The organism is Streptomyces sp. NPDC048338, from assembly GCF_043201055.1.
Taxonomy (GTDB): Bacteria; Actinomycetota; Actinomycetes; order Streptomycetales; family Streptomycetaceae; genus Streptomyces.
The window spans coordinates 1-23,175 of the sequence record NZ_JBICYQ010000008.1 but is presented as its reverse complement, the minus strand read 5'-3'; the positions used below and the strand labels follow the sequence as shown (position 1 = coordinate 23,175).

At 70.6% G+C, this 23,175-nt stretch carries 19 protein-coding genes; 13 read left to right on the top strand and 6 right to left on the bottom strand.

Annotated elements, in window-relative coordinates:
* Positions 1-182: 182 nt before the first annotated feature.
* Together ACGFZF_RS19425 and eccE are read right to left on the bottom strand one after the other, a co-directional pair.
* The gene (locus ACGFZF_RS19425; protein ID WP_393555659.1) at positions 183-1,007 is read right to left on the bottom strand and encodes a hypothetical protein; all 825 of its coding nucleotides are present in this window, start codon (positions 1,005-1,007) and stop codon (positions 183-185) included.
* Positions 1,007-2,332 carry a type VII secretion protein EccE gene (gene eccE, locus ACGFZF_RS19420; protein ID WP_393556189.1) on the bottom strand — a complete coding sequence of 442 codons (1,326 nt, stop codon included), beginning with the start codon at positions 2,330-2,332 and terminating at the stop codon, positions 1,007-1,009. The genes ACGFZF_RS19425 and eccE overlap by 1 nt, the downstream gene beginning before the upstream one ends.
* 191 nt (positions 2,333-2,523) lie before the next feature.
* Here eccE and eccB point away from each other — a divergent pair, with 191 nt between their 5' ends.
* The 4 genes from eccB (at position 2,524) to ACGFZF_RS19400 (ending at position 6,262) form a co-directional block, all read left to right on the top strand.
* Positions 2,524-4,089 (top strand): type VII secretion protein EccB, encoded by a 1,566-nt coding sequence (gene eccB / locus ACGFZF_RS19415; RefSeq protein WP_393555657.1) that lies wholly within the window; start codon positions 2,524-2,526, stop codon positions 4,087-4,089.
* A gap of 73 nt (positions 4,090-4,162) precedes the next feature.
* Positions 4,163-5,377 carry a type VII secretion-associated serine protease mycosin gene (gene mycP / locus ACGFZF_RS19410; protein ID WP_393556187.1) on the top strand — a complete coding sequence of 405 codons (1,215 nt, stop codon included), beginning with the start codon at positions 4,163-4,165 and terminating at the stop codon, positions 5,375-5,377.
* Positions 5,378-5,570: 193 nt separating this feature from the next.
* Positions 5,571-5,909 carry a WXG100 family type VII secretion target gene (locus ACGFZF_RS19405; protein WP_147979971.1) on the top strand — a complete coding sequence of 113 codons (339 nt, stop codon included), beginning with the start codon at positions 5,571-5,573 and terminating at the stop codon, positions 5,907-5,909.
* A gap of 56 nt (positions 5,910-5,965) precedes the next feature.
* A complete protein-coding gene (locus tag ACGFZF_RS19400; RefSeq protein WP_147979972.1) occupies positions 5,966-6,262 on the top strand; it encodes a WXG100 family type VII secretion target in 297 nt (98 codons plus the stop codon).
* 103 nt (positions 6,263-6,365) lie between these two features.
* Here ACGFZF_RS19400 and ACGFZF_RS19395 read toward each other — a convergent pair whose 3' ends face one another.
* Both ACGFZF_RS19395 and eccCa read right to left on the bottom strand, forming a co-directional pair.
* Positions 6,366-6,611, bottom strand: a complete 246-nt coding sequence (locus ACGFZF_RS19395; RefSeq protein ID WP_147979973.1) for a DUF397 domain-containing protein — start codon at positions 6,609-6,611, stop codon at positions 6,366-6,368.
* A gap of 228 nt (positions 6,612-6,839) precedes the next feature.
* Positions 6,840-10,796 (bottom strand): type VII secretion protein EccCa, encoded by a 3,957-nt coding sequence (eccCa, locus tag ACGFZF_RS19390; RefSeq protein WP_393555654.1) that lies wholly within the window; start codon positions 10,794-10,796, stop codon positions 6,840-6,842.
* A 175-nt stretch (positions 10,797-10,971) separates the two neighbouring features.
* Between eccCa and eccD the strand changes: the two genes are divergently transcribed.
* The 6 genes from eccD to ACGFZF_RS19360 all read left to right on the top strand — a co-directional run bounded on the left by eccD (position 10,972) and on the right by ACGFZF_RS19360 (position 18,066).
* Positions 10,972-12,450: a type VII secretion integral membrane protein EccD gene (gene eccD / locus ACGFZF_RS19385; protein WP_356779375.1), complete on the top strand. Its 1,479-nt coding sequence runs from the start codon at positions 10,972-10,974 to the stop codon at positions 12,448-12,450.
* A 207-nt stretch (positions 12,451-12,657) separates the two neighbouring features.
* On the top strand, positions 12,658-12,948 hold the full coding sequence (rpsO, locus tag ACGFZF_RS19380) for a 30S ribosomal protein S15 (protein ID WP_147979976.1): 291 nt from the start codon (positions 12,658-12,660) through the stop codon (positions 12,946-12,948).
* A gap of 275 nt (positions 12,949-13,223) precedes the next feature.
* Entirely contained in the window at positions 13,224-15,452 is a 2,229-nt protein-coding gene (locus tag ACGFZF_RS19375) for a polyribonucleotide nucleotidyltransferase (RefSeq protein ID WP_393555651.1), read from the top strand.
* Entirely contained in the window at positions 15,449-16,828 is a 1,380-nt protein-coding gene (locus ACGFZF_RS19370; RefSeq protein WP_393555649.1) for a M16 family metallopeptidase, read from the top strand. The genes ACGFZF_RS19375 and ACGFZF_RS19370 overlap by 4 nt, the downstream gene beginning before the upstream one ends.
* A 15-nt stretch (positions 16,829-16,843) precedes the next feature.
* Complete coding sequence (gene dapB / locus ACGFZF_RS19365) at positions 16,844-17,596, top strand: 4-hydroxy-tetrahydrodipicolinate reductase (protein WP_147979979.1); 753 nt, start codon at positions 16,844-16,846, stop codon at positions 17,594-17,596.
* 5 nt (positions 17,597-17,601) lie between these two features.
* The gene (locus ACGFZF_RS19360; RefSeq protein ID WP_393555647.1) at positions 17,602-18,066 is read left to right on the top strand and encodes a hypothetical protein; all 465 of its coding nucleotides are present in this window, start codon (positions 17,602-17,604) and stop codon (positions 18,064-18,066) included.
* Here ACGFZF_RS19360 and ACGFZF_RS19355 read toward each other — a convergent pair.
* Together ACGFZF_RS19355 and ACGFZF_RS19350 are read right to left on the bottom strand one after the other, a co-directional pair.
* On the bottom strand, positions 18,056-18,610 hold the full coding sequence (locus ACGFZF_RS19355) for a hypothetical protein (protein ID WP_393555645.1): 555 nt from the start codon (positions 18,608-18,610) through the stop codon (positions 18,056-18,058). The genes ACGFZF_RS19360 and ACGFZF_RS19355 overlap by 11 nt on opposite strands.
* A 95-nt stretch (positions 18,611-18,705) precedes the next feature.
* On the bottom strand, positions 18,706-18,945 hold the full coding sequence (locus ACGFZF_RS19350; protein ID WP_147979982.1) for a hypothetical protein: 240 nt from the start codon (positions 18,943-18,945) through the stop codon (positions 18,706-18,708).
* A 199-nt stretch (positions 18,946-19,144) separates the two neighbouring features.
* Between ACGFZF_RS19350 and thyX the strand changes: the two genes are divergently transcribed.
* From thyX to ACGFZF_RS19335, 3 genes are all read left to right on the top strand, one after another.
* On the top strand, positions 19,145-19,885 hold the full coding sequence (gene thyX / locus ACGFZF_RS19345; RefSeq protein WP_356609333.1) for an FAD-dependent thymidylate synthase: 741 nt from the start codon (positions 19,145-19,147) through the stop codon (positions 19,883-19,885).
* A 177-nt stretch (positions 19,886-20,062) separates the two neighbouring features.
* Positions 20,063-20,962 (top strand): 4-hydroxy-tetrahydrodipicolinate synthase, encoded by a 900-nt coding sequence (dapA, locus tag ACGFZF_RS19340; RefSeq protein ID WP_393555642.1) that lies wholly within the window; start codon positions 20,063-20,065, stop codon positions 20,960-20,962.
* A gap of 162 nt (positions 20,963-21,124) precedes the next feature.
* Positions 21,125-22,810, top strand: a complete 1,686-nt coding sequence (locus ACGFZF_RS19335; protein WP_147979985.1) for a ribonuclease J — start codon at positions 21,125-21,127, stop codon at positions 22,808-22,810.
* The last annotated feature ends 365 nt before the right edge of the window (positions 22,811-23,175 follow it).

The following is a 23,175-nucleotide window of genomic DNA, read 5'->3' as shown; positions in this document are numbered from 1 at the left end:
CCCTTCCCACCCTAATCGCCATCCGTGTCGGTGGGGCAGGGCCGTCGGCCCGCCCGCGCCCGTCCCCCGGGGTCAGGTCTCGCCCTCAAGTGACCTACCCGCGCCGCAGAGTGAACACCCCGGCGATCCCATGGCGATCCAAAACGGTACATAAACGGACGGACTTGAAGGCAATCGTGTCTTCAGTCCATACGGCGCGCGCTGCCCAACAATCCGGTCTCGGCGTCGGTCGCCTGCGTCATCACGAACTGCCGGTCGCTCGGCGTGCACCACAGGGTCACCCCGTCGGCCAGCGTCGACAGCGCCTCCGACTCCCCGCGCGGCAGACCCATGATGCGGCCGATCTGCGTCGCCTCGTCCGGGGACACCCGCTGGACGCCGACGAGCGAGGACTTCTCCAGGAGCCGGGGCGCCACCGGGCTCAGATACGGGAGCAGCGTCACCACCGACTGCCAGGGACCGGACACGACCCGGCCGCGCGGCGGTCGCATGCCGCAGTCCCGCACCACGACCACGGGGCTGCCGGCCGACGCGCCCTGCGGCGGCACCCGGCCGACGTCGTGCAGCGTGATGCACGGCTGGCCGCCCCCGGCGGCCTGCGCGAGGGCGGTCCACGCCTGGGCGCGCCCGGTCTCCACCGCGATGCGGGCACCGGTCGCGGCGGCACGCAGGGCGATGACCTGGGCCGTCCACAGGCCGCCGATCAGCGTGACCTCGTACGGAGTGGGCCGGTTGATGCCCAGGACCGCCGGCCGGCTCTCGGCGTCCACGCCGATGACCAGGCCGTCGTCGCCGACCGGCAGGGTCAGCGCGCCCAGTTGGTCGAGCGGTACGGCGTGACGGTCGCGGCGCGGGCCCACGAGCCCGAAGCCGAACCGCGGCCGTGCCGACCGCCCCGCACGCCGGCCGGAACCCGAACTCCCGGCCGTGCCGCGCGAGGACGGCGCGGGCGCCGGGTAGGCGGAGGACGGGTGGGAAGAAGAGGGAGAGGCAGAAGGGTAGGACATCAGCGCGCACCTCCGAGCGGCAGCGAGGCCAGCATTCCCGGAACCTGTTCGCGGTCGAGCCGCACCAGACCCGTCTTCACCCCGCGCGCCGCGCGCTCCAGTTCGTGGCGGGCCGCGACCAGCTCCTCGTCGCTCCGGCCGGTGATGCGCACGTGGCCGGTCACCGTCACCTCCTGGCGGTCGCCGCCGCTCAGGGTCAGGCTGAACGTCGTCGCCAGTGCCGGGAGCGAGGTCAGCAGCGCGATCAGCTGCGGCATCGAGGCGCCGGCGCCGCCGCCCGCCCCGCCCAACTGGGGCCAGCGCCCGACCCAGTACGTCGTGTGCCGCCGGTCGTCGACCCGCCACGTCCGCGCGGTCTCCTGGGTGCGGCGCGCCTGCGCCTGCCCCCGGCCCGCCTGGGCGATGGCCATCGGGCTCGCGCAGGTCGAGGTGGCGATCGCCGCCGTCAGCTCCTGCTCGGTCAGCACCGTCGCCCGGAAGCCCGCTCCGGCCAGCCGGCTGGCCAGCTGGTCCGCCGCGCGCACCACGCACTTCTGCGCGCCCTCCATGCCGCCGCCGCGGGCGGCGACCGCCTCCGGGCACAGCTCGGGGTCGAGCTTCAGCGCGATCCAGGTGATGCGCAGCGCCGGCGACCCCGTCTGGGCCTGCAGGGGCGCGTAGTTGCGGGCCGCCATCGACTGCGCGGGCAGGTGCGGAGCGGGCGCGGGCTGGGTGTGCTGGACGATCTGGGCGGACTCCAGCCGGATGCCGTCGACCTCCAGCATGTCCCGGACGAGCGCGACGGGCAGCGGCCGGGCCGAGCGGTCGGGGCGCAGTGCCGTGGCGTCGGACTCGACGCGCACGACCGCGGTGAGGAAGGTGCCGTCGCCGATCATCCCGACCGGACGGCGGTCCCGGTCGCTGTACGCGTAGGTGCGCAGGGCCGGATCGCACTCCACCACCGGTGCCAGGCCCGGCTCCGTGCCCTCCGGCACGACGAGCGCGGCGGCACGGCGGGTGCGCGCGCGCAGCGCCAGGAAGGTGGTCAGCCACTCCGGCATCGAGCGGCGGTGCCGGCGCACGACGGCCAGCAGGACGAGCAGCGCCGCGACCACACCGGCGGGGACCAGCAACAACGGCTCCACGACCCAGGCCACGAGCAGCAACGCGGCCGCGACCTCAATCAGTACGAGTTGTTGCAATCGGAACGATCCGAAGTGTCCCGGCCGTGCCTGCAGTCGCGGGGAGACCGACGCCGGAGTCCCCGGACCGTCGGTCGAAGGCCGCGTCCGAGGCGCGGAGGAGGGTGCCCCCGCAGCGGACCGTGTCCGCGTCGCGGATGCCATCATGGAGAATCCCCCCAATTCGTCCCGATCACCCCTGGCCCGCCAGGGCTTTGGCGGCTGGATCACCCTACCCGCCCCACAAGCACCACCGGACAGCAGGCATAGTAGGGGGCCGGTCCGACAGCCGGGGCCCGGGTGCCATGCTCCCCGGATCCGTCGGTGAAGACTGCGCCTGACGAAAATGGGGACTCATGGCATCACGGCGGGACGAACTCAACGCGTACACCTTTGCGAAGAAGCGCACGGTGGCCGCATTTCTCCAACCCTCTCCCTCGGGTACGGAGGAGGGGGCGCCGAGGCCGCTGCGCGCGGTCGTGCCGGGCCTCATCGTCGGCGCGCTGGTGCTCGCCGGCTTCGGCGCCTGGGGCATGTTCAGCCCCAAGGCGCCCAAGGGCTGGGACAAGCCCGGCACCAAGGTGATCGTGGGCAAGCAGTCGACGACCCGGTACGTCGTGCTCACCACCGGCAAGGGCAACGGCAAGAAGACGCTGCTCCACCCCGTCCTGAACCTCGCGTCCGCCCGGCTCCTGCTCACCCCGCAGGAGTTCGCCGTCATCCAGGTCGACGACAAGGTGCTGGACGGGGGCAACCCGCCGCGCGGCCCGATCCTCGGCATCCCGTACGCGCCCGACCGTCTCCCCGGCGCCGACGAGGCCGGCCGCGCCAAGCGCTGGGCGGTGTGCGAACAGCCCGGCGGCGGCAAGGGATCCAGCGTCCAGAAGGCGACCTTCGTCTTCGCCGAACGGGACTTCAAGCGCACCGAGGGCAAGGGCGAGAAGCTCGGCGACGGGCAGATCCTGTACGTCAAGGGACAGAAGGACAACGCCCGCTACCTCGTCGACCACACCGGGACGAAGTACGCGGTGCCCGGCGACCCGGCCCAGTCGGCCGGTCTCACCACCGCGCTCGTCGGCCTCAACAAGGAACCGCAGCAGGTCACCGACGACTGGCTCGCCACCCTGCACACCGGCAGTCCCGTCGAGTTCCCGCAGATCCCCGGCCAGGTCGGCACCGCCGCCGGGATCGGCGGCGCGGGCGGGAGCGGACTGAGCCAGACCGAGGACCGGGTCGGCATGGTCCTGCTCGCCCAGACCGGTTCCGGACCGCAGCACTACGTCGTCCTGCCGGGCAAGGTGCAGCCGGTGTCCGACTTCACCGCCTGGCTGCTCATCAACTCCCCGCAGACCGACACCCTGGACATGGACGGCAGGGCCACCACGGTCGACGCGGCGTCCTTCACGCCCGACTCCGGCACGTTCGGGGCCGAACGGCGCTGGCCCACCCGCAAGTCGACCCAGGTCAACGCGGCGACGGGCGACGGCGCCCGCGACACCGTGTGCAGCGTGCTCAACAAGGTCGACGACAAGGGCCGCACCACCCTGACCACGTGGGCCGGCACGAAGTACCCGGCCGAGATCACCGCCGGCGGCACCAGCACCTACGTCACGCCCGGCAGCGGCCTGCTCTACACCCAGGTGCAGGGCAACCAGACCAAGCCGGACGGCTCGCTGTTCCTCGTGACCGACACAGGACTGCGCTACGCGGTCCAGGCGAACGGCGACAGCGACGCCGCGCACTCCGACATCGGTGCCGGGGAGAACAAGCAGACCGACGGCCGCCCGGAACCGAGCGAGGCGCAGAGTCGTCTCGGCTACGAGAAGGTGACGCCGGTCCTCGTCCCGATCACCTGGTCGGAGTTCCTGTCCAAGGGGCCGAGGCTCGACACCAACAGCGCGCGTCAGCCGCAGGGTTCCTGAGGGGGTGGCACGGGTGACGACGTACCGAGGCGCGGCCCTGCTCGCCGCCACGGCCCTGACGGGTCTCCTCGCGATGCCCCAGCCCGCGTACGCCGCCGGCGACCCGGGCGTCGGCGCGGCCGGCCCGGCCGTGGGCGGGCTCGACGGCAGCGGCGAGTGCACCTTCCCGATGAAGAAGCAGATCGAGGGCATCCCCTGGTCGCTCCAGCGGGTGCTCCTGGACGAGCTCTGGCAGGACACCAAGGGCAAGGGCGTCCGCGTCGCCGTGATCGACACCGGCGTCGACGACGTCAACCCGCAGCTGAAGACCGCGGTGGACGCGAAGGCGGGCAAGGACTACCTGAAGCCCGACAAGGACAACCCGGGGCCGGGTGACGAGAAGCGCGGCAAGACCGACGGCACGGTCGACGAGGTCGGCCACGGCACCAAGGTCGCGGGGATCATCGCCGCCCGCCCGCGGCCGGGCACCGGCTTCGTCGGGCTCGCGCCCGAGGCGACGATCATCCCGATCCGCCAGAACGACGAGAAGAACAGCGGCAAGTCCGACACGATGGCCCAGGCGATCGACCACGCGGTCGCCAAGGGCGCCCAGGTCATCAACATCTCGCAGGACACCACGCAGCCGCTGAGCGCCGACTCCTCGATGGCCAGGGCGGTGGCCCGGGCCCTCGCCAAGGAGGTCGTGGTCGTCGCCTCCGCGGGCAACGACGGCATGGACGGCAAACTCAAGAACACCTACCCCGCGGCCTTCCCCGGGGTGCTCGCCGTCGCGTCCTCCGACCGCAACAACGAACGCGCCGCGTTCTCCCAGTCCGGCACCTTCGTGGGCGTCGCGGCGCCCGGTGTCGACATGGTCTCCACCGTGCCCGGCGGCGGCCAGTGCGTCGACAACGGCACCAGCTTCTCGGCCCCGTACGTCGCCGGTGTCGCAGCCCTGCTGCGCGCCAAGTACAAGGACTGGACGGCCGCCGAGATCGTGGCCCGTATCGAGCAGACCGCGGTGCGGTCCGTCAACGGCCGTGACAATCACGTGGGTTGGGGCGTCGTCGATCCGGTCCGGGCGCTCGCCGACGGGGCCGAGCGGCAGTCGCAGCCCGTTCCCGACCCCGGCCCGCCCAAAGCGCCCGCGCCCGAACCGGCCCATCTGGCCCTGACGGAGACGCCGCAGGAGCGGACCGAACGACTCGCCACCTACGCCCTCGGCATCGGTGGTGTCCTGGTGGCGGTCGTCGCCACGTCCGCCATCGTGATCCGCGACAGCAGGCGCCGTCACGGAGTCGCCCGATGAACCGAATCACCAAGTACCGGTTCCGTACTTTGCAGTTGGAACTGTCGTATCAACTGGCTAGAGTGACCGTCGGGTGGTGCACGAGAGTGCAGTGACCCAGCACGGGGGCGGCATCAAGAGATTCCCGTCCGAATCAGCATCGGAAGGCCCGACGGCAGCGACCGTCGACGTCACCGAAGGAAGAAGGGGCAAGATGTCGAAAGACCTGAACGTAACCAGTGCCGAACAGACCAAGCTCGCCGGCCGGATCCAGGACTTCCACGACGAGCTTCAGTCGCGCATCACCTCGCTCAACGGCGTCGTGGACCGCATCCAGGCGGGCTGGCAGGGTGCGGCCAGCAAGGAGTACGACCGGGTCCAGAACGACCTCAACCTGCGCCTGAAGAACATGCGCGTCGAGCTCATCAAGCTCGAAGAGGTCATGCGCATGAGCGCCGACGGCTTCACGCGCGAGGAGGAGGACCGCATCCGCGGCTTCCGCAAGATGGACGACACCAGCCAGGGTCAGAGCGCCATCCTCGGCATGGCCTGAGGCTCCGGGCCCGGCCACTCTCCTTTCTCGTCCCTCTCACCTCAGGAGCCAAGAACATGACGACTGCCGTCAATTACGACACCGTGACGCAGGCGGCGGGCGACGTCCGCCTCACCTCCACCCAGCTCACCCAGAAGCTGGAGGACCTCATGACCGAGGTCAACCGCGTCGCCTCCAACTGGGACGGTGAGGCGAAGACCGCGTACCGCGAGAGCCAGGACCGCCTCACCCGTGACATGTCGGGCATGAACCAGGACCTCATGCGCATCGCGCAGCTGCTCGACGAGTCCGTCATCGGTTACCGGGACACCGACAAGGGCAACGCGGCCCGGTTCCGCATGAACATGGGATGAGATCACGCGTCCCCGCGTGAGGGGGTGGCCCGTTCCGGCGGACCACCCCCTCACGCATGTCCGCACCCACGGGGGGAACTCCGACGGCACCCCTGGACGCCCCTCAGGTGAGGTCGAACTCCCCGTCCCGGGCGCCCAGGACGAAGGCGTCCCACTCGGCCTTCGTGTACCGCAGCACGGTCTCCTTGTCGAGCGACGACCGCATGGCCACGGCGCCCTCCGGCAGGTGCGCGATCTCGACGCGCTCCTCGTCGGGACTCGTCCCGGGCGCGCCCAGCCACTCGACCCCGGAGATGTCGAGCGCGTACAGCGCTTCCTTCTGACGTTCCTTCTCGCCGGCGTCGGCCATGGCGGGTCCCTTCGCGGTCGTACGGACGAGCTGCGTCCGCCAGCCTAGGGCAACGGTCCCACGCCGGCAGATCACTCGAACGGGCCCTTCCGCTTATCGCCGGCGGCCGTCCGCGCGAACGGTTCGACGCACCGAGGGCCGGGGGACGGACGCCACCCACGGCGCCCGTCCCCCGGCCCTCGCACGATCCGCCGGCGGCCCCCTCGGGGGCCCTGCCGGCGCGGCCCGCTACGTCCGGTCCGGCAGCCAGCCCAGCTGCACCAGCGGCGTGCCCCGCTTGCGGGAGACGAAGGTGCCGCGGCCCGGAGGCATCGGCCGGGCGCGGACGTTGCCCAGGATGTCGCCCTCGCTCGGGTCGCCGGAGAGGAGCACACCCTGCGCGCCCAGCTCCTTCGCGCGCTGCATGAAGGGCTCGTACATCGCCCGCGACGCGCCCCCCGCGCTGCGCGCCACGATGAAGCGGATACCCACGTCACGCGCGAACGGCAGGTTCTCCACCAGCACCTGGAGCGGGTTCGTCGAGTTCGTCGCGACCAGCTCGAAGTCGTCGACCAGCACGAACAGCTGAGGACCCGTCCACCAGCTGCGGTCCCGCAGCTGCTGCGGGGTGATGTCCGGCTTCGGAGCCCGCTTCGTCATCACCGTGTTGATCGCGTCCATGTGCATCTGCATGGCGGACGCCATCGGCGCGTACTCCAGCAGGTGCGAGGGAGCGACCGCCTCCAGCATCGTGCGCCGGTAGTCGCCGACCACGATCCGCGCCTGCTCCGGCGTGTACCGCTCGCACAGCTGCTTCGCGATCAGCCGGAGCAGCGCCGTCTTCCCGGACTCGCTCTCGCCGAAGATCAGGAAGAACGGATCCGTCTCGAAGTCGACGAACACCGGCTCCAGGTTCGTCTCGTCGATGCCGATCGCGATGCCGTGCTGCGGGTACTCGAAGCCCTTCGGCAACTGCTCCGCCGGCAGCCGCCGCGGCAGCAGCCGCACGGCCGGGGCCGGGGCGCCCGCCCAGGAGCTCTTCGCCGCCTGCACGAACGCCGCCGTGCCGTCCGACAGGTCGCCCGCCGAACTCGACCCGTCGATCCGCGGCAGCGCGCCCATGAAGTGCAGCTTCTCCGGCACCTGGCCCCGACCCGGGACACCCGCCGGCACGTTGGCCGCCACCTTGCGGTCGAACTCGGAGTCCATGACGTCGCCGAGCCGCAGCTCCAGCCGGCCGAGCATCTGGTCCTTCAGCGCGGCCCGCACCTCCATGTACCGGGCCGCGGTGATCACCACGTGGATGCCGTAGCCGAGACCCCGTGCCGCGATGTCCGAGACGATCGGCTCCAGCATGTCGTAGTCGTTGCGGAAGCCGCCCCAGCCGTCGACGACCAGGAAGACGTCTCCCCAGGCTTCGCCGGGCAGTTCACCCGCGGCGCGCTTGCGCCGGTAGGTCGCGATCGAGTCGATGTTGTTCGACCGGAAGAACTCCTCGCGCCGGTTCAGCACGCCGAGCACCTCGGCGACCGTCCGCCGTACCCGCTCCGGGTCCAGCCGGGACGCGACCCCGCCGACGTGCGGCAGGTCGGCCAGCGACACCATGCCGCCGCCACCGAAGTCCAGTACGTAGAACTGCACCTCGGCCGGGGTGTGGGTCAGCGCGAACGACGAGACCAGCGTGCGCATCATCGTCGACTTGCCCGACTGCGGACCGCCGACCACCATCATGTGGCCCGCCGCACCGGAGAAGTCCCGGTACAGCACCTCGCGCCGCTGCTCGAAGGGCTTGTCGATGAGGCCCAGCGGCACCGTCAGACCGCCCGGCCGCGTGTACTCCGTCGCCGTCAGACCCCGGTCCGCGGTCTGCGCGAGCCCCGGCAGCAGCTGGTCCAGGGAGGGCGCCTGGTCCAGCGGCGGCAGCCACACCTGGTGGGCCGGCACGCCCTGCCCCTCCAGCCGGCGCACGATCACGTCGAGGACGGTGTCCGCGAGCGCCTCGTCCTCCTCCTCGCGCTGCGCCGTCAGGTACGCCGGGTCGGGCGCCGCGTACACCACCGGCACCGGCGAGGCCGTGAAGAGCGCGGGCCGCCGCTCGATCGGGAGCTGCCCGGCCGCGAGCCGCGGCCCGCCCGTCCGGTACGTGCCCGAGACGTACGCCGCCTTGAAGCGGGTCATCTCGTCAGTGCCGAACTTCAGATAGCCCGAACCCGGCACCGACGGCAGGTGGTAGGCGTCCGGGACGCCGATCGCCGTACGCGACTCGGCCGCCGAGAACGTCCGCAGACCGATCCGGTACGACAGGTACGTGTCGAGGCCGCGGAGCTTGCCCTCCTCCAGGCGCTGGGAGGCCAGCAGCAGATGGACACCCAGCGACCGGCCGATACGGCCGATCTGGATGAACATGTCGATGAAGTCGGGCTTGGCGGTGAGGAGTTCGGAGAACTCGTCGATGACCAGGACCAGCGAGGCCAGCGGCTCCAGCGGAGCGCCCGCCGCCCGCGCCTTCTCGTAGTCGTGGATGTTGGCGTAGTTGCCCGCCGAGCGCAGCAGCTCCTGACGGCGCTGCAGCTCACCGCGGATCGCGTCGCCCATGCGGTCGACGAGCGTCAGGTCGTCGGACAGGTTGGTGATGACCGCGGCGACGTGCGGCATCTGGGACATGCCCGCGAACGTCGCACCGCCCTTGAAGTCCGCGAGGACGAAGTTCAGCGTCTCCGAGGAGTGCGTCACCGCCAGCCCCAGGACCAGCGTGCGCAGCAGCTCCGACTTTCCGGAACCCGTCGCGCCCACGCACAGGCCGTGCGGGCCCATGCCCTCCTGCGCGGCCTCCTTGAGGTCCAGCATGACCGGCTGGCCGTCCTCGCCGACACCGATCGGCACCCGCAGCCGCTCGGCCACCGAGCGGGGCCGCCAGGTCCGCGCCACGTCCACCGAGCCCGCGTCGCCGAGGTTCAGCAGGTCCGTGAAGTCCAGGTTGGCGAGCAGCGGTTCGTCGTCGTCCCCGCCGCCCATCCGCAGCGGGGCGAGCTGACGCGCCAGCGCCTCGGCGGCCGGCAGCGAGATGCCGTCCGGCACCCCCTCGTACGCGTAGCCGCCGCCCGACTCCAGGCGCAGCCGGCCCGGCCGCACCACGACGGACAGCCCGCCGCGCGGTTCGTCGAGCTCACCGGACACCACCTCGACGATGGTCACGCCCTGCAGGCCCTCCGGCGCCGCCAGCAGCGAGTCCGGAGGCACCATCCCGCCGTCGAGGACGACGACGACATGCGGCTGGTCCAGCACCGGCTGGTTGTCGCGGCTGAACCGCGGACGCCCGTCCAGGCGCGAGCGGACCATCTGCTCCAGCTCGCCCAGGTCGTCGCCGAACAGCCGCTTCGTGCCCGCCCCGTCGACCTGCGCGGCGACCTGCGTGTGCGGCAGCCACTTCGTCCAGTCCCAGCGTTCCTGCGCGTTCCGCGCGGCCACCACCGCGAGCATCAGGTCGTCGGGGGAGTGCAGCGTCACCAGCTGGGAGACCAGACCGCGCGCCGCGGCCTGCGCCGCCTCCGGGTCACCGGAGACCGTCACGTGGTAGAAGGCCCGCATGGAGACGGCCATCGGCAGTCCGTCCAACGAGCCGTGCACGGCCAGGAACTGCTGCATCGCGCCCGCGCAGAGCGGCTCCAGCTCGTCCACCGGCGCGGTGTCCGGCGCCACCAGCGGCGTCGCCAGCTGCTGCGTGCCGAGGCCGATCCGCACCTGCCCGAAGTCGTTGTCGCCCACCCGGCGTTCCCACACCCGCGAGCCCTCGGCCACCACGGACCACAACTGCTCGGGGGAGGGGTGCAGATAGAGCTGGGCGTCCCGCTGCCGGCGCGCCGTGCGCCGCACCGTACGCCGCGTCTGGGCGAGGTATTTGAGGTAGTCGCGCCGGACATCGGCAATTTGCCCCTGCGTACCCTTTCGGAACCGCACGAGCTGGGCGATGACCATGCCGACCGTCGAGACCAGCATCAGGATGCCCATGATGCGCATGAACGGATGCGCCCCCGGCATGAAGAAGAACACCACCGAGGAGCCCATGCCGAGCATCGGAAGGAGCTGCATCAGCATGCCTTCCTGCTGCCCCCGCGGGAGTTCGGGCGGCGACTCCAGGACCAGTTCCTCACCGGGCACTTCCGGAGGAAGGGACCTCGGCGGTCGTTTGACGACGATCTGGCTCACCGGAGCATCAATCCCTCGTTGCGGGCGGACCTCTTGAGGGGAGCTTCCGCACCGGCGCCCCCATCAACGACGGCCTCCCCCGCGAGAGTGGCGATCCTACTTGCAGCGACCGGGGGTTGTGCCCGGTAGGGTGGCGCCGCAGTGTGCGCAACCGCGAATCAGGGGGTCCAGACACGTGAGTACGACCGCAGCGACCGGCTTCTGCCGCGTCACCGTCGTGGCGCCGGACAGCCGCATCGACGTCGCACTCCCCGAGGACATCGCGGTCGCCGACGTCTACCCGGAGATCCTGCGGCTCACGGGGCAGACCCAGGCCGCCGGCACCCCGACCGGCTACCACCTCGTCCGGCGCGACGGCTCGGTCCTCGACGGGGCCCGCACGCTCGCCGCCCAGCAGGTGCTCGACGGCGAGGTCCTCTCGCTGCGCCCCTTCTCCCAGTCGCTGCCGCCCGCCGTCTTCGACGACGTCTCCGACGCCGTCGCCTCCGCCGTCACCCGTGACCGGCACCTGTGGAGCGACGACCTGCTGCGCGGCGCCGGACTGGTCGCCGGAGTGCTGCTCCTCGTCCTGATGGGCTTCGTGCTCTGGTTCGCCGACCCGGTGCACCACGACATGCACAGCCTGCCCGGCGTCGTCGCCGGCGCCGTCGGCGCGCTGCTCACCGCCTTCGCCGGCGTCCGCGCCCGCGTCTACAAGGACCGCGGCACCGCCGTCGCCCTCGGGCTCGGCGCCCTCCCGCTGCTGCTGATCGCCGGCTCCGGGATCATCGGCCCCGACGCCGGCGACGGACCCGGGCGCCTGCAGTTCCTGCTCGGCTGCGTGACCGTCCTGGTCGCCGCCGTCACCCTGGTCGCGCTCACCCCCAGCGGTGACGCCCCCTTCGTGGCCGCGACCTTCCTGGCCACCGTCGGCACCCTCGCCACCTTCCTCGCGATCCTGTCCGAGTCGTCCGCCACCGAGACCGCCGCCGTCTGCGCTCCCGTCGCCATCGGACTGGTCGCCTTCCTGCCCGGCCTGTCGGCCCGCTTCGCCCGCCTCCCCATCGGCTACGCCTCCCCGCGCAGCGCCACCGACGAGGAGTTCCACGCCGAACCCGGGCAGTCCCTCCCCGACGAGGTCCAGCCCGTCGACGGCGAGCGCATCGCGCTCCAGGCCCGCCGTGGCCACGAGATGCTCCTCGGCCTCGTCGGCGGCTGCGCGGCCGTCGTCGTCGGCTCCGCCGCCGTCCTCGGCTTCGCCGGCAACGTCTGGGGCCAGCTGCTGGCCTTCGCGGCCGGCCTCGCGATGCTGCTGCGCGCCCGCCTCTTCCGCTACACCTCGCAGGTCGCCTGCGTCCTGGTCGCCGGCATCGCCGCGATCGCGCTGCTGATCCTCGGCCTCTCCCTGAACCCGCCGGCCGACCTGGTCAAGGACCTCCTGATGTACGGGGACCGCGGCGGCCTGGACATCCGCACGATCTGGCTCACCGCGGCCGTCGCCGCCGGTGCCGCCCTGGTCACCGCGATCGGCCTGATCATCCCGCGCAAGGGCCTCTCGCCCTTCTGGGGCCGGCTCCTCGACCTCGCCGAGGGCTTCGTCCTGCTCGCCCTCGTCCCGCTCTGCCTCGCGGTCCTGGACGTCTTCATGGCGGCCCGCTCGCTCACCGGCAAGTAACGGCGCTCCGCCGAGCTGGTACGCTGTGTGACGGCCGTTTGTGTACGCGCTCCCGGAACCACCCGGAATCCACCTGATCCTCGGATCCCAGGATCCCGGATCCTCTGGAAGCTGCGCTCATCGGACCTTCGCCTCCGAGTCACGGAAGCTCCCCTGAGACCAAGACCAGGGGCACTCGTGGGCGCACGAACACCAGAGGAGTACCGAGTGTCTCTCGACGCCGCTACGAAGAAGCAGATTTTCGCCGAGTTCGGCCAGAAGGAGGGCGACACCGGCTCCCCCGAGGTGCAGGTCGCGATGCTCTCCCGCCGTATCTCGGACCTCACCGAGCACCTCAAGCAGCACAAGCACGACCACCACTCCCGTCGTGGTCTGCTGATCCTGGTCGGCCAGCGTCGCCGCCTGCTGCAGTACCTGGCCAAGAAGGACATCCAGCGCTTCCGTGCGCTGGTCGACCGCCTGGGCATCCGCCGCGGCGCGGCCGGCGGTGCCAAGTAAGACGCCGTGAAGGGAGCGGTTCCCACGAATAGGGGGCCGCTCCCTTTGCTGTACGTGCGCAATGTGCCGACCGGCACTTAGTCTGGTCGCACAACGCCACATTCACGAGCGAGAAGCCGCCGGCCCGCCGCCGGTCCTCGGTAGTGGCTCCCGGACCCCTCAATCCCGGGTGCTTCGATCGAAGACCGGCCCGCACCGAAGGCGGGCTTCTCCTCACACCGTCCCCGGCCACACGGGCCCCGGACGCAAAGACGAACACGTAGGAGAAACTGCTAGTGGAGAACGAGACCCACTACGCCGAGGCCGTCATCGACAACGGCACCTTCGGCACCCGCACCATCCGCTTCGAGACGGGCCGCCTGGCCAAGCAGGCCGCCGGCTCCGCCGTGGCCTACCTGGACGACGACACGATGGTCCTCTCGGCCACCACCGCGTCCAAGCGCCCGAAGGACCAGCTCGACTTCTTCCCCCTGACGGTGGACGTCGAGGAGCGGATGTACGCGGCCGGCAAGATCCCCGGCTCCTTCTTCCGCCGGGAAGGCCGCCCCTCCGAGGACGCGATCCTCACCTGTCGCCTGATCGACCGGCCGCTGCGCCCGTCCTTCGCCAAGGGCCTGCGCAACGAGATCCAGATCGTCGAGACGATCATGGCGCTCAACCCCGATCACCTCTACGACGTGATCGCGATCAACGCCGCCTCCTGCTCCACGCAGCTGGCCGGCCTGCCCTTCTCCGGCCCGATCGGCGGCACCCGTGTCGCGCTGATCAAGGGCCAGTGGGTCGCGTTCCCGACGCACACCGAGCTCGAGGACGCCGTCTTCGACATGGTCGTCGCCGGTCGCGTCCTGGAGGACGGCGACGTCGCGATCATGATGGTCGAGGCCGAGGCCACCGAGAAGACGATCGAGCTCGTCAAGGGCGGCGCCGAGGCGCCGACCGAGGAGGTCGTCGCCGCCGGTCTCGAGGCCGCGAAGCCGTTCATCAAGGTCCTGTGCAAGGCCCAGTCGGACCTCGCCGCCAAGGCCGCCAAGCCGACCGGCGAGTTCCCGGTCTTCCTCGACTACCAGGACGACGTCCTGGAGGCGCTCTCCGCCGCGGTCAAGAGCGAGCTCGCCCAGGCGCTCACCATCGCCGGCAAGCAGGAGCGCGAGACCGAGCTCGACCGCATCAAGGAGCTCGCCGCCGAGAAGCTCCTCCCGGCCTTCGAAGGCCGCGAGAAGGAGATCTCCGGCGCCTACCGCGCGCTGACCAAGAAGCTGGTCCGCGAGCGGATCATCAAGGACAAGGTCCGCATCGACGGCCGCGGCATCACGGACATCCGTACGCTCGCCGCCGAGGTCGAGGCCATCCCGCGCGTGCACGGCTCGGCGCTGTTCGAGCGTGGCGAGACCCAGATCCTGGGCGTCACCACCCTCAACATGCTCCGTATGGAGCAGCAGCTGGACACCCTTTCCCCGGTGACCCGCAAGCGCTACATGCACAACTACAACTTCCCGCCGTACTCCGTCGGTGAGACCGGCCGCGTGGGCTCGCCCAAGCGCCGCGAGATCGGCCACGGCGCGCTCGCCGAGCGCGCCATCGTGCCGGTGCTGCCGACGCGCGAGGAGTTCCCCTACGCGATCCGCCAGGTGTCCGAGGCCCTCGGCTCCAACGGCTCGACGTCCATGGGCTCGGTCTGCGCCTCCACCATGTCGCTGCTGAACGCCGGTGTGCCGCTCAAGGCCCCCGTCGCCGGTATCGCCATGGGCCTGATCTCCGAGGAGATCGACGGCAAGACGCACTACGTCGCCCTCACCGACATCCTCGGCGCCGAGGACGCGTTCGGCGACATGGACTTCAAGGTCGCCGGCACGAAGACCTTCGTCACCGCGCTCCAGCTCGACACCAAGCTCGACGGCATCCCCGCCTCGGTCCTGGCCGCCGCGCTGAAGCAGGCCCGTGACGCGCGTCTGCACATCCTCGACGTGATGAACGAGGCGATCGACGTTCCGGACGAGATGTCCCCGAACGCGCCGCGCATCATCACCGTCAAGATCCCGGTGGACAAGATCGGTGAGGTCATCGGCCCCAAGGGCAAGATGATCAACCAGATCCAGGAGGACACCGGCGCCGACATCACGATCGAGGACGACGGCACCATCTACATCGGTGCCGCCCAGGGCTCGCAGGCCGAGGCCGCCCGCGCCACGATCAACGGCATCGCCAACCCGACCATGCCGGAGGTCGGCGAGCGCTACCTGGGTACGGTCGTCAAGACCACCACCTTCGGTGCGTTCGTGTCCCTGCTCCCGGGCAAGGACGGCCTGCTGCACATCTCGCAGATCCGCAAGCTCGCCGGTGGCAAGCGCGTGGAGAACGTCGAGGACGTGCTCGCGGTCGGCTCCAAGGTGCAGGTCGAGATCGCCGAGATCGACCAGCGCGGCAAGCTCTCCCTGATCCCCGTGATCGCGGACGAGGAGGGTGCCGCCGAGGGTACCGACCAGAAGGACGACACCGACCAGTGACGTCCCGTAGTTCCGTGACGACGGCCCGCACCTCTTCGGAGGGGCGGGCCGTCGCCCGTACCCAAACGCTTCTCCCGGGCAAGGACGGCATCGGCACGGTCCGGCGCACGACCCTCCCCGGCGGCCTGCGGATCGTCACCGAGACCCTGCCCTCCGTGCGCTCCGCCACCTTCGGAATCTGGGCGCACGTCGGCTCCCGTGACGAGACCCCCGCTCTCAACGGCGCCACGCACTACCTGGAGCACCTCCTCTTCAAGGGCACCGGCAGGCGCAGCGCACTCGACATCTCCGCCGCGCTCGACGCGGTCGGCGGCGAGATGAACGCCTTCACCGCGAAGGAGTTCACCTGCTACTACGCGCGGGTCCTCGACACGGACCTGCCACTGGCGATCGACGTCGTCTGCGACATGCTCACCGGCTCACTGATCCTGGAGAGCGACGTCGACGCGGAACGCGGCGTCATCCTCGAAGAGATCGCCATGACCGAGGACGACCCGGGCGACGTCGTGCACGACCTGTTCGCGCACACCATGTTCGGCGACACCCCGCTGGGCCGCCCGGTGCTCGGCACCGTCGACACGATCAACGCCCTCGACCGCGACCGGATCGCCCGCTTCTACAAGAAGCACTACGACCCGACCCACCTGGTCGTCGCCGCCGCGGGCAACATCGACCACGCCACGGTCGTACGCCAGGTCCGCGGCGCCTTCGAGAAGGCCGGCGCCCTCGGCCGTACCGACGCCCGCCCGGTCGCCCCCCGCGACGGCCGGCGCACCATCCGCACCGCGGGCCGGGTCGAGGTCCTCGGCCGCAAGAGCGAGCAGGCCCACGTCGTCCTCGGCATGCCGGGACTGGCGCGCACGGACGAGCGCCGCTGGGCGCTGGGCGTCCTGAACACCGCGCTCGGCGGCGGCATGTCCTCGCGCCTGTTCCAGGAGGTGCGCGAGAAGCGCGGCCTGGCGTACAGCGTGTACTCGTACACGTCCGGCTTCGCCGACTGCGGCCTCTTCGGCGTGTACGCGGGCTGCCGCCCCAACCAGATCCACGACGTGCTCGGGATCTGCCGGGACGAGCTCGACAAGGTGGCCTCCGACGGACTGTCCGACGACGAGATCGCCCGCGCCATCGGGCAGCTCTCCGGCTCGACCGTCCTCGGCCTGGAGGACACCGGCGCCCTGATGAACCGCATCGGCAAGAGCGAGCTGTGCTGGGGCACGCAGATGTCGGTCGACGACATGCTCGCCCGGATCGCCGCGGTCACCCCGGACGAGGTCCGGGAGGTCGCCCGCGACGTGCTCGGCCGGCGCCCCTCGCTGTCGGTCATCGGGCCGCTGAAGGACAAGCAGGCGGCACGCCTGCACGAATCCGTCTCCTAGAGAGAGTTCAGAGCAATGAGCAAGCTGCGTGTGGCGGTCCTCGGAGCCCAGGGCCGCATCGGATCCGAGGCGGTACGCGCCGTCGAGGCCGCCGAGGACATGGAACTGGTCGCGGCCCTGGGCCGTGGCGACAAGCTGGAGACGCTCGCCGAGACGGGCGCCCAGGTCGCGGTCGAGCTGACCACCCCCGCCTCGGTGATGGGGAACCTCGACTTCTGCGTGCGCCACGGCATCCACGCGGTCGTCGGCACCACCGGCTGGACCGAGGACCGCCTCGCGCAGCTGCGGACGTGGCTCGACGGCTCTCCGCGGACCGGCGTCCTGATCGCCCCGAACTTCTCCATCGGCGCGGTCCTGACCATGAGGTTCGCCCAGCTCGCGGCCCCGTACTTCGAGTCCGTCGAGGTCGTCGAACTGCACCACCCGAACAAGGTCGACGCCCCCAGCGGCACGGCGACCCGTACCGCGCAGCTGATCGCGGCGGCACGCGCCGAGGCCGGCCTCGGCGCCCAGCCGGACGCGACCCAGACCGCGCTGGACGGGGCGCGTGGTGCGGACGTGGACGGTGTCCCCGTGCACGCCGTACGGCTCCGGGGCCTGCTGGCCCACCAGGAGGTGCTGCTCGGCGGCGAGGGCGAGACGCTCACCGTCCGCCACGACTCCCTGCACCACTCCAGCTTCATGCCGGGCATCCTGCTGGGCGCCCGCCGTGTCGTCGACGTTCCCGGCCTCACCTTCGGCCTGGAACACTTCCTGGACCTGGGCTGACGGCCATGGGCGGAAAGATCACGTACTTCTTCCTCGCCACCGTGCTGGTGCTCGTCTTCGGCGTGGTGGCGATGGAGGGGGTCCTGCTCCTGCTCACCGGCGAGCCGCTCGCCATGGGCATGGGCGCCATAGCGTTCCTGCTGCCCTGCGTCGGCGGCTGGTTCCTCTGGAAGAACACCCGCTTCGCCCGCCGGGCCCAGCACCTCGCCGAGGAGCTGGAGGCCGAGGGCGGCCTGCCGGTGGACGAGCTCAGGCGTACGGCCGGCGGCCGGATCGACCGGGACTCGGCCGACGAGGTCTTCGCGCGGCGCCGCGCGGAGACCGAGGACTCGCCCGACGACTGGCGCTGCTGGTTCCGGCTCGCGGTCGCGTACCACGACGCCCGCGACACCCCTCGCGCGCGCAAGGCGATGCAGCGGGCGATCGCGCTCCACGAGGGCCGCCCGGCGGCCCCCTCGGTCAGCGCGTAGCGGGGGCGCCGTACTCGGCGCTCCACGCCTCGACGGTGTCGGCGGCGCGGTCGAAGGCCTCGATGCGGGACAGGAAGTCGGCGTTGTGGTCGGTGAGCAGGGCGACCTGCTCACCGCCGCGCCAGTCGAGCAGCAGGGCCTGGCCCTGCACGGTGCGGGGGAGTCCCAGCCAGCGCACCGGCTGCTGGGCCGTGCGCACGGCCGTCACCTGCTGCCAGGCGACGGTCGTGGTGGAGAAGAACCCCACGCGGCGCACGCCGTGCCGACTGACCCAGGCGCCCACGCGCAGCATCCGCAGCGAGGCGGCGATGATCAGCGTGGCCAGCCCGAAGGTGGCGATCGAGCCGGACATCGCCCCCGCGGCGGCGATGATCACCGCGGCGAAGAGCACGAAGGACGCGAGCAGCAGCGCCAGCGCCGCGGCGCCGACCCGCCAGGGGCCCGGTCGGTAGGGACGTCGCCACTGGTCGTGGTCGTCGAAGGGCAGCGCGACGTCGTCCGTCGCGTCGAAAGCGCGGTCTGCCGTCAGGAAGGGCAGGGGCACGACTGATCCTCACTCACAAGCACGCTCGAAGGGGCTGTGCCCGGTGAGGCTACCCAGATGGTCCCGACCGGGCCACCCCAGGGTGGCCGTACAGATCAACGGCCGTCGGACGCCTCGGACTGCTGCCGATGCCCCTCCGCCGCGCCCGACTGCAGGGACGGCATGCCGAAGAGCAACGACCCGACGAGCCCGGCCACGACGGTCAGCCCGACCAGCGTACGGCCCACGACCTCGGAGGCCGCGAGGCGCTCCCTGGGCGGCGGAGTGACGTTACTGCGGAAACGGTCGGCCTCGGCGACGAAGGAGAACGGGACGGGCTCTCGCCGGCGGAACATCGGAAACACTCCTCAGGGCTGTGTGCGTGGTGTGCGGTGTCACAGAGACAGACGAGCGAAGTCGCCGTTCGGTGCCGTTTTCCCTGAGTTTTCCCCGAATCGGCCAAAGAACGTCGTCCGGGCGGGTGCGTCCCGGGGCTGTCGGTGGGTCCCCGTAGAGTGGGCGCCGCCCGTGCGATGCCATCGGAAGGACCCGTCGGTGACCGACACCCCCACCGCAGACCTCAAGCCCGCTTTCCGCAGCGATGTGACCGTCGAGCTGGTGAAGCACAGTGCCGCCGACTCCGACGTGCTGTGGGCGGCCCGCGTCTCCACCGCGGGTGAGCAGTCGCTCGAAGAGCTGCAGAAGGACCCCGAGCGGTCCAAGGGGCTCATCAACTACCTGATGCGGGACCGGCACGGCAGCCCGTTCGAGCACAACTCGATGACCTTCTTCATCAGCGCCCCGATCTTCGTCTTCCGCGAGTTCATGCGCCACCGCGTGGGCTGGTCGTACAACGAGGAGTCGGGCCGCTACAGGGAGCTGGAGCCGGTCTTCTACGTGCCGGACGCCTCCCGCAAGCTGGTCCAGGAGGGCCGTCCGGGCAAGTACGTCTTCGTCGAGGGCAGCCAGGCCCAGCAGGAGCTGGTCGGCCGCACGATGGAGGACTCCTACGTCCGGGCGTACGAGGCGTACCAGGAGATGCTCGCCGCCGGCGTCGCCCGCGAGGTGGCCCGCGCGGTCCTGCCCGTCGGTCTCTTCTCCTCCATGTACGCCACCTGCAACGCCCGCTCGCTCATGCACTTCCTCGGCCTGCGCACCCAGCACGAGCTGGCCAAGGTGCCGTCGTTCCCGCAGCGGGAGATCGAGATGGTCGGCGAGAAGATGGAGCGGCACTGGGCCGAGCTCATGCCGCTGACCTACGCGGCCTTCAATCAGAACGGCCGTGTGGCCCCGTAAGGCACACCAGTACGAACCCTCACACGAAGTGTCCGTATTGCGGCGTTTCACGAAGTTCATCTAGGCTGATCAAACGGACCCGGCACTGCTTGAACCCCCGAGCAGGCAGTGCCGGGCTCCTCTTCACACGTCCCCCGAGGGGGGACCGGGCGCTGAGCAGCGAGTAGCGTGTTACCCATGGCTCCGATCTCCACTCCGCAGACCCCCTTCGGGCGGGTCCTCACCGCCATGGTCACGCCCTTCACGGCGGACGGCGCACTCGACCTCGACGGCGCGCAGCGACTGGCGGCCCATCTGGTGGACGCAGGCAACGACGGCCTCGTCGTCAACGGCACCACCGGCGAGTCCCCGACCACCACCGACGCGGAGAAATCTGAGCTCGTACGGGCCGTACTGGAGGCGGTGGGCGACCGCGCCCACGTCGTCGCCGGCATCGGCACCAACGACACCCACCACTCCCTCGAGCTCGCCCGCACCGCCGAACGCGACGGCGCGCACGGCCTGCTCGCGGTCACGCCGTACTACAACAAGCCCCCGCAGGAGGGCCTGTACCGGCACTTCTCGGCCATCGCCGACTCCACCGGCCTCCCGGTGATGCTCTACGACATCCCCGGCCGCAGCGGCGTCCCGATCGCCACCGAGACGATCGTCCGTCTGGCCGAGCACCCCAGGATCGTCGCGAACAAGGACGCCAAGGGCGACCTGGGCCGCGCGAGCTGGGCCATCGCACGGTCCGGCCTCGCCTGGTACTCCGGCGACGACATGCTCAACCTGCCGCTGCTCTCCGTGGGCGCCTGCGGCTTCGTCTCCGTCGTCGGCCACGTCGTGAGCCCCGAGCTCCGCGCCCTGCTCGACGCCCACCTCAACGGCGACGTGCAGAAGGCCACCGAGATCCACCAGAAGCTGCTCCCGGTGTTCACCGGCATGTTCCGCACCCAGGGCGTGATCACCACCAAGGCCGCCCTCGCCCTCCAGGGACTCCCGGCCGGCCCCCTGCGGCTGCCGCTCGTGGAGCTCTCGCCCGAGGAAACCGCCCAGCTCAAGATCGATCTCGCCGCCGGCGGGGTAGATCTCTGACATCGGACTTCACAAGTGAATACCGGCCTGCGGACGCACCACGCAGCACGAACCGCGCATCCCGCGTCCGACGAGGCCGACCGACAGACAACAGCAAGTGCACGAATGTCACGCGCGCCACGTGCCCGAGCGGTACGTGGCGCGTGTGGTGAGGAGAGTCTTTTGAGTCATCCGCATCCCGAACTCGGCGCCCCGCCGAAGCTCCCCAAGGGTGGCCTGCGCGTCACCCCGCTCGGCGGGCTCGGCGAGATCGGCCGCAACATGACGGTCTTCGAGTACGAAGGCCGCCTGCTCATCGTCGACTGCGGCGTCCTCTTCCCCGAGGAGGAGCAGCCGGGCATCGATCTGATCCTGCCCGACTTCACCACCATCAGGGACCGCCTCGACGAGGTCGAGGGCATCGTGCTCACGCACGGCCACGAGGACCACATCGGCGCCGTCCCGTACCTGCTCCGGCTCAAGCCGGACATCCCGCTGATCGGCTCCAAGCTGACCCTCGCGCTCATCGAGGCCAAGCTCCAGGAGCACCGCATCCGCCCCTACACCCTCGAGGTGGTCGAGGGGCAGCGCGAGCAGCTCGGACCCTTCGACTGCGAGTTCATCGCGGTCAACCACTCCATCCCCGACGCGCTGGCCGTCGCCATCCGCACCCCCGCGGGCATGGCGGTGCACACCGGCGACTTCAAGATGGACCAGCTCCCGATGGACGGCCGGCTCACCGACCTCCACGCGTTCGCGCGGCTCAGCGAGGAGGGCATCGACCTCCTGCTGACCGACTCGACGAACGCCGAGGTCCCCGGTTTCGTCCCGCCGGAGAAGGACATCTCCAACGTCCTGCGGAACGTCTTCGCGAACGCCCAGAAGCGCATCATCGTGGCCAGCTTCGCCAGCCACGTGCACCGCATCCAGCAGATCCTGGACGCCGCCCACGAGTACGGCCGCCGGGTCGCCTTCGTCGGCCGCTCGATGGTCCGCAACATGGGCATCGCCCGTGACCTGGGCTACCTGCGGGTGCCGGCCGGCCTGGTCGTCGACGTCAAGACGCTCGACGACCTCCCGGACGACGAGGTCGTGCTCGTCTGCACCGGCTCCCAGGGCGAGCCGATGGCGGCGCTCTCCCGCATGGCGAACCGCGACCACCAGATCCGGATCGTCCAGGGCGACACCGTGATCCTGGCGTCGTCGCTGATCCCCGGCAACGAGAACGCGGTCTACCGCGTGATCAACGGCCTGACCCGCTGGGGCGCGAACGTCATCCACAAGGGCAACGCCAAGGTCCACGTCTCGGGCCACGCCTCGGCCGGCGAGCTCCTGTACTTCTACAACATCTGCAAGCCGAAGAACCTGATGCCGGTCCACGGCGAATGGCGACACCTGCGCGCCAACGCGGAACTCGGCGCGATGACGGGTGTCCCCAAGGACCACATCGTCATCGCCGAGGACGGTGTGGTCGTCGACCTGGTCGACGGCAAGGCCCGGATCGTCGGCAAGGTCCAGGCGGGTTACGTGTACGTCGACGGCCTCTCGGTCGGCGACGTCACCGACGTCCACCTCAAGGACCGCCGGATCCTCGGCGACGAGGGCATCATCTCGGTCTTCGTCGTGGTCGACTCCTCGACCGGCAAGATCGTCAGCGGCCCGAACATCCACGCCCGCGGTTCCGGCATCGAGGACTCGGCGTTCGACGCCGTCATCCCGAAGGTCGACCAGGCCCTGAACAAGTCGGCCCAGGACGGTGTGGTCGAACCGCACCAGCTCCAGCAGCTGATCCGGCGCGTCATCGGCAAGTGGGTCTCGGACACCTACCGCAGGCGTCCGATGATCCTTCCGGTGGTCGTCGAGGTCTGATCCTCCGGCACCACCACGCGCACGACCTGGAGCGGGGCCCCTCGATTTGCATCGGGGCGCCCCGCTCCAGTACGTTGACATCTCCGCCTGAACGTGAGCCCGGCACCGTTGTGTGCCAGAACGGCCGAACGGGAGGCGGGAAATCCGACTCAGAATCTCTGATAAAGTCGGAACCGCCGGAAAGGAAAGCGCGAAAGCGAATTCCCGAAAGGCAGCCCGCTCCAGCGGGTGGCAGAAACGGAAATCGGATCTGCTAAGCTGGAAACACGAAAGACCGAAGGGAAAAGCCCGGAGGAAAGCCCGAGAGGGTGAGTACGAAGGAAGCGTCCGTTCCTTGAGAACTCAACAGCGTGCCAAAAATCAAC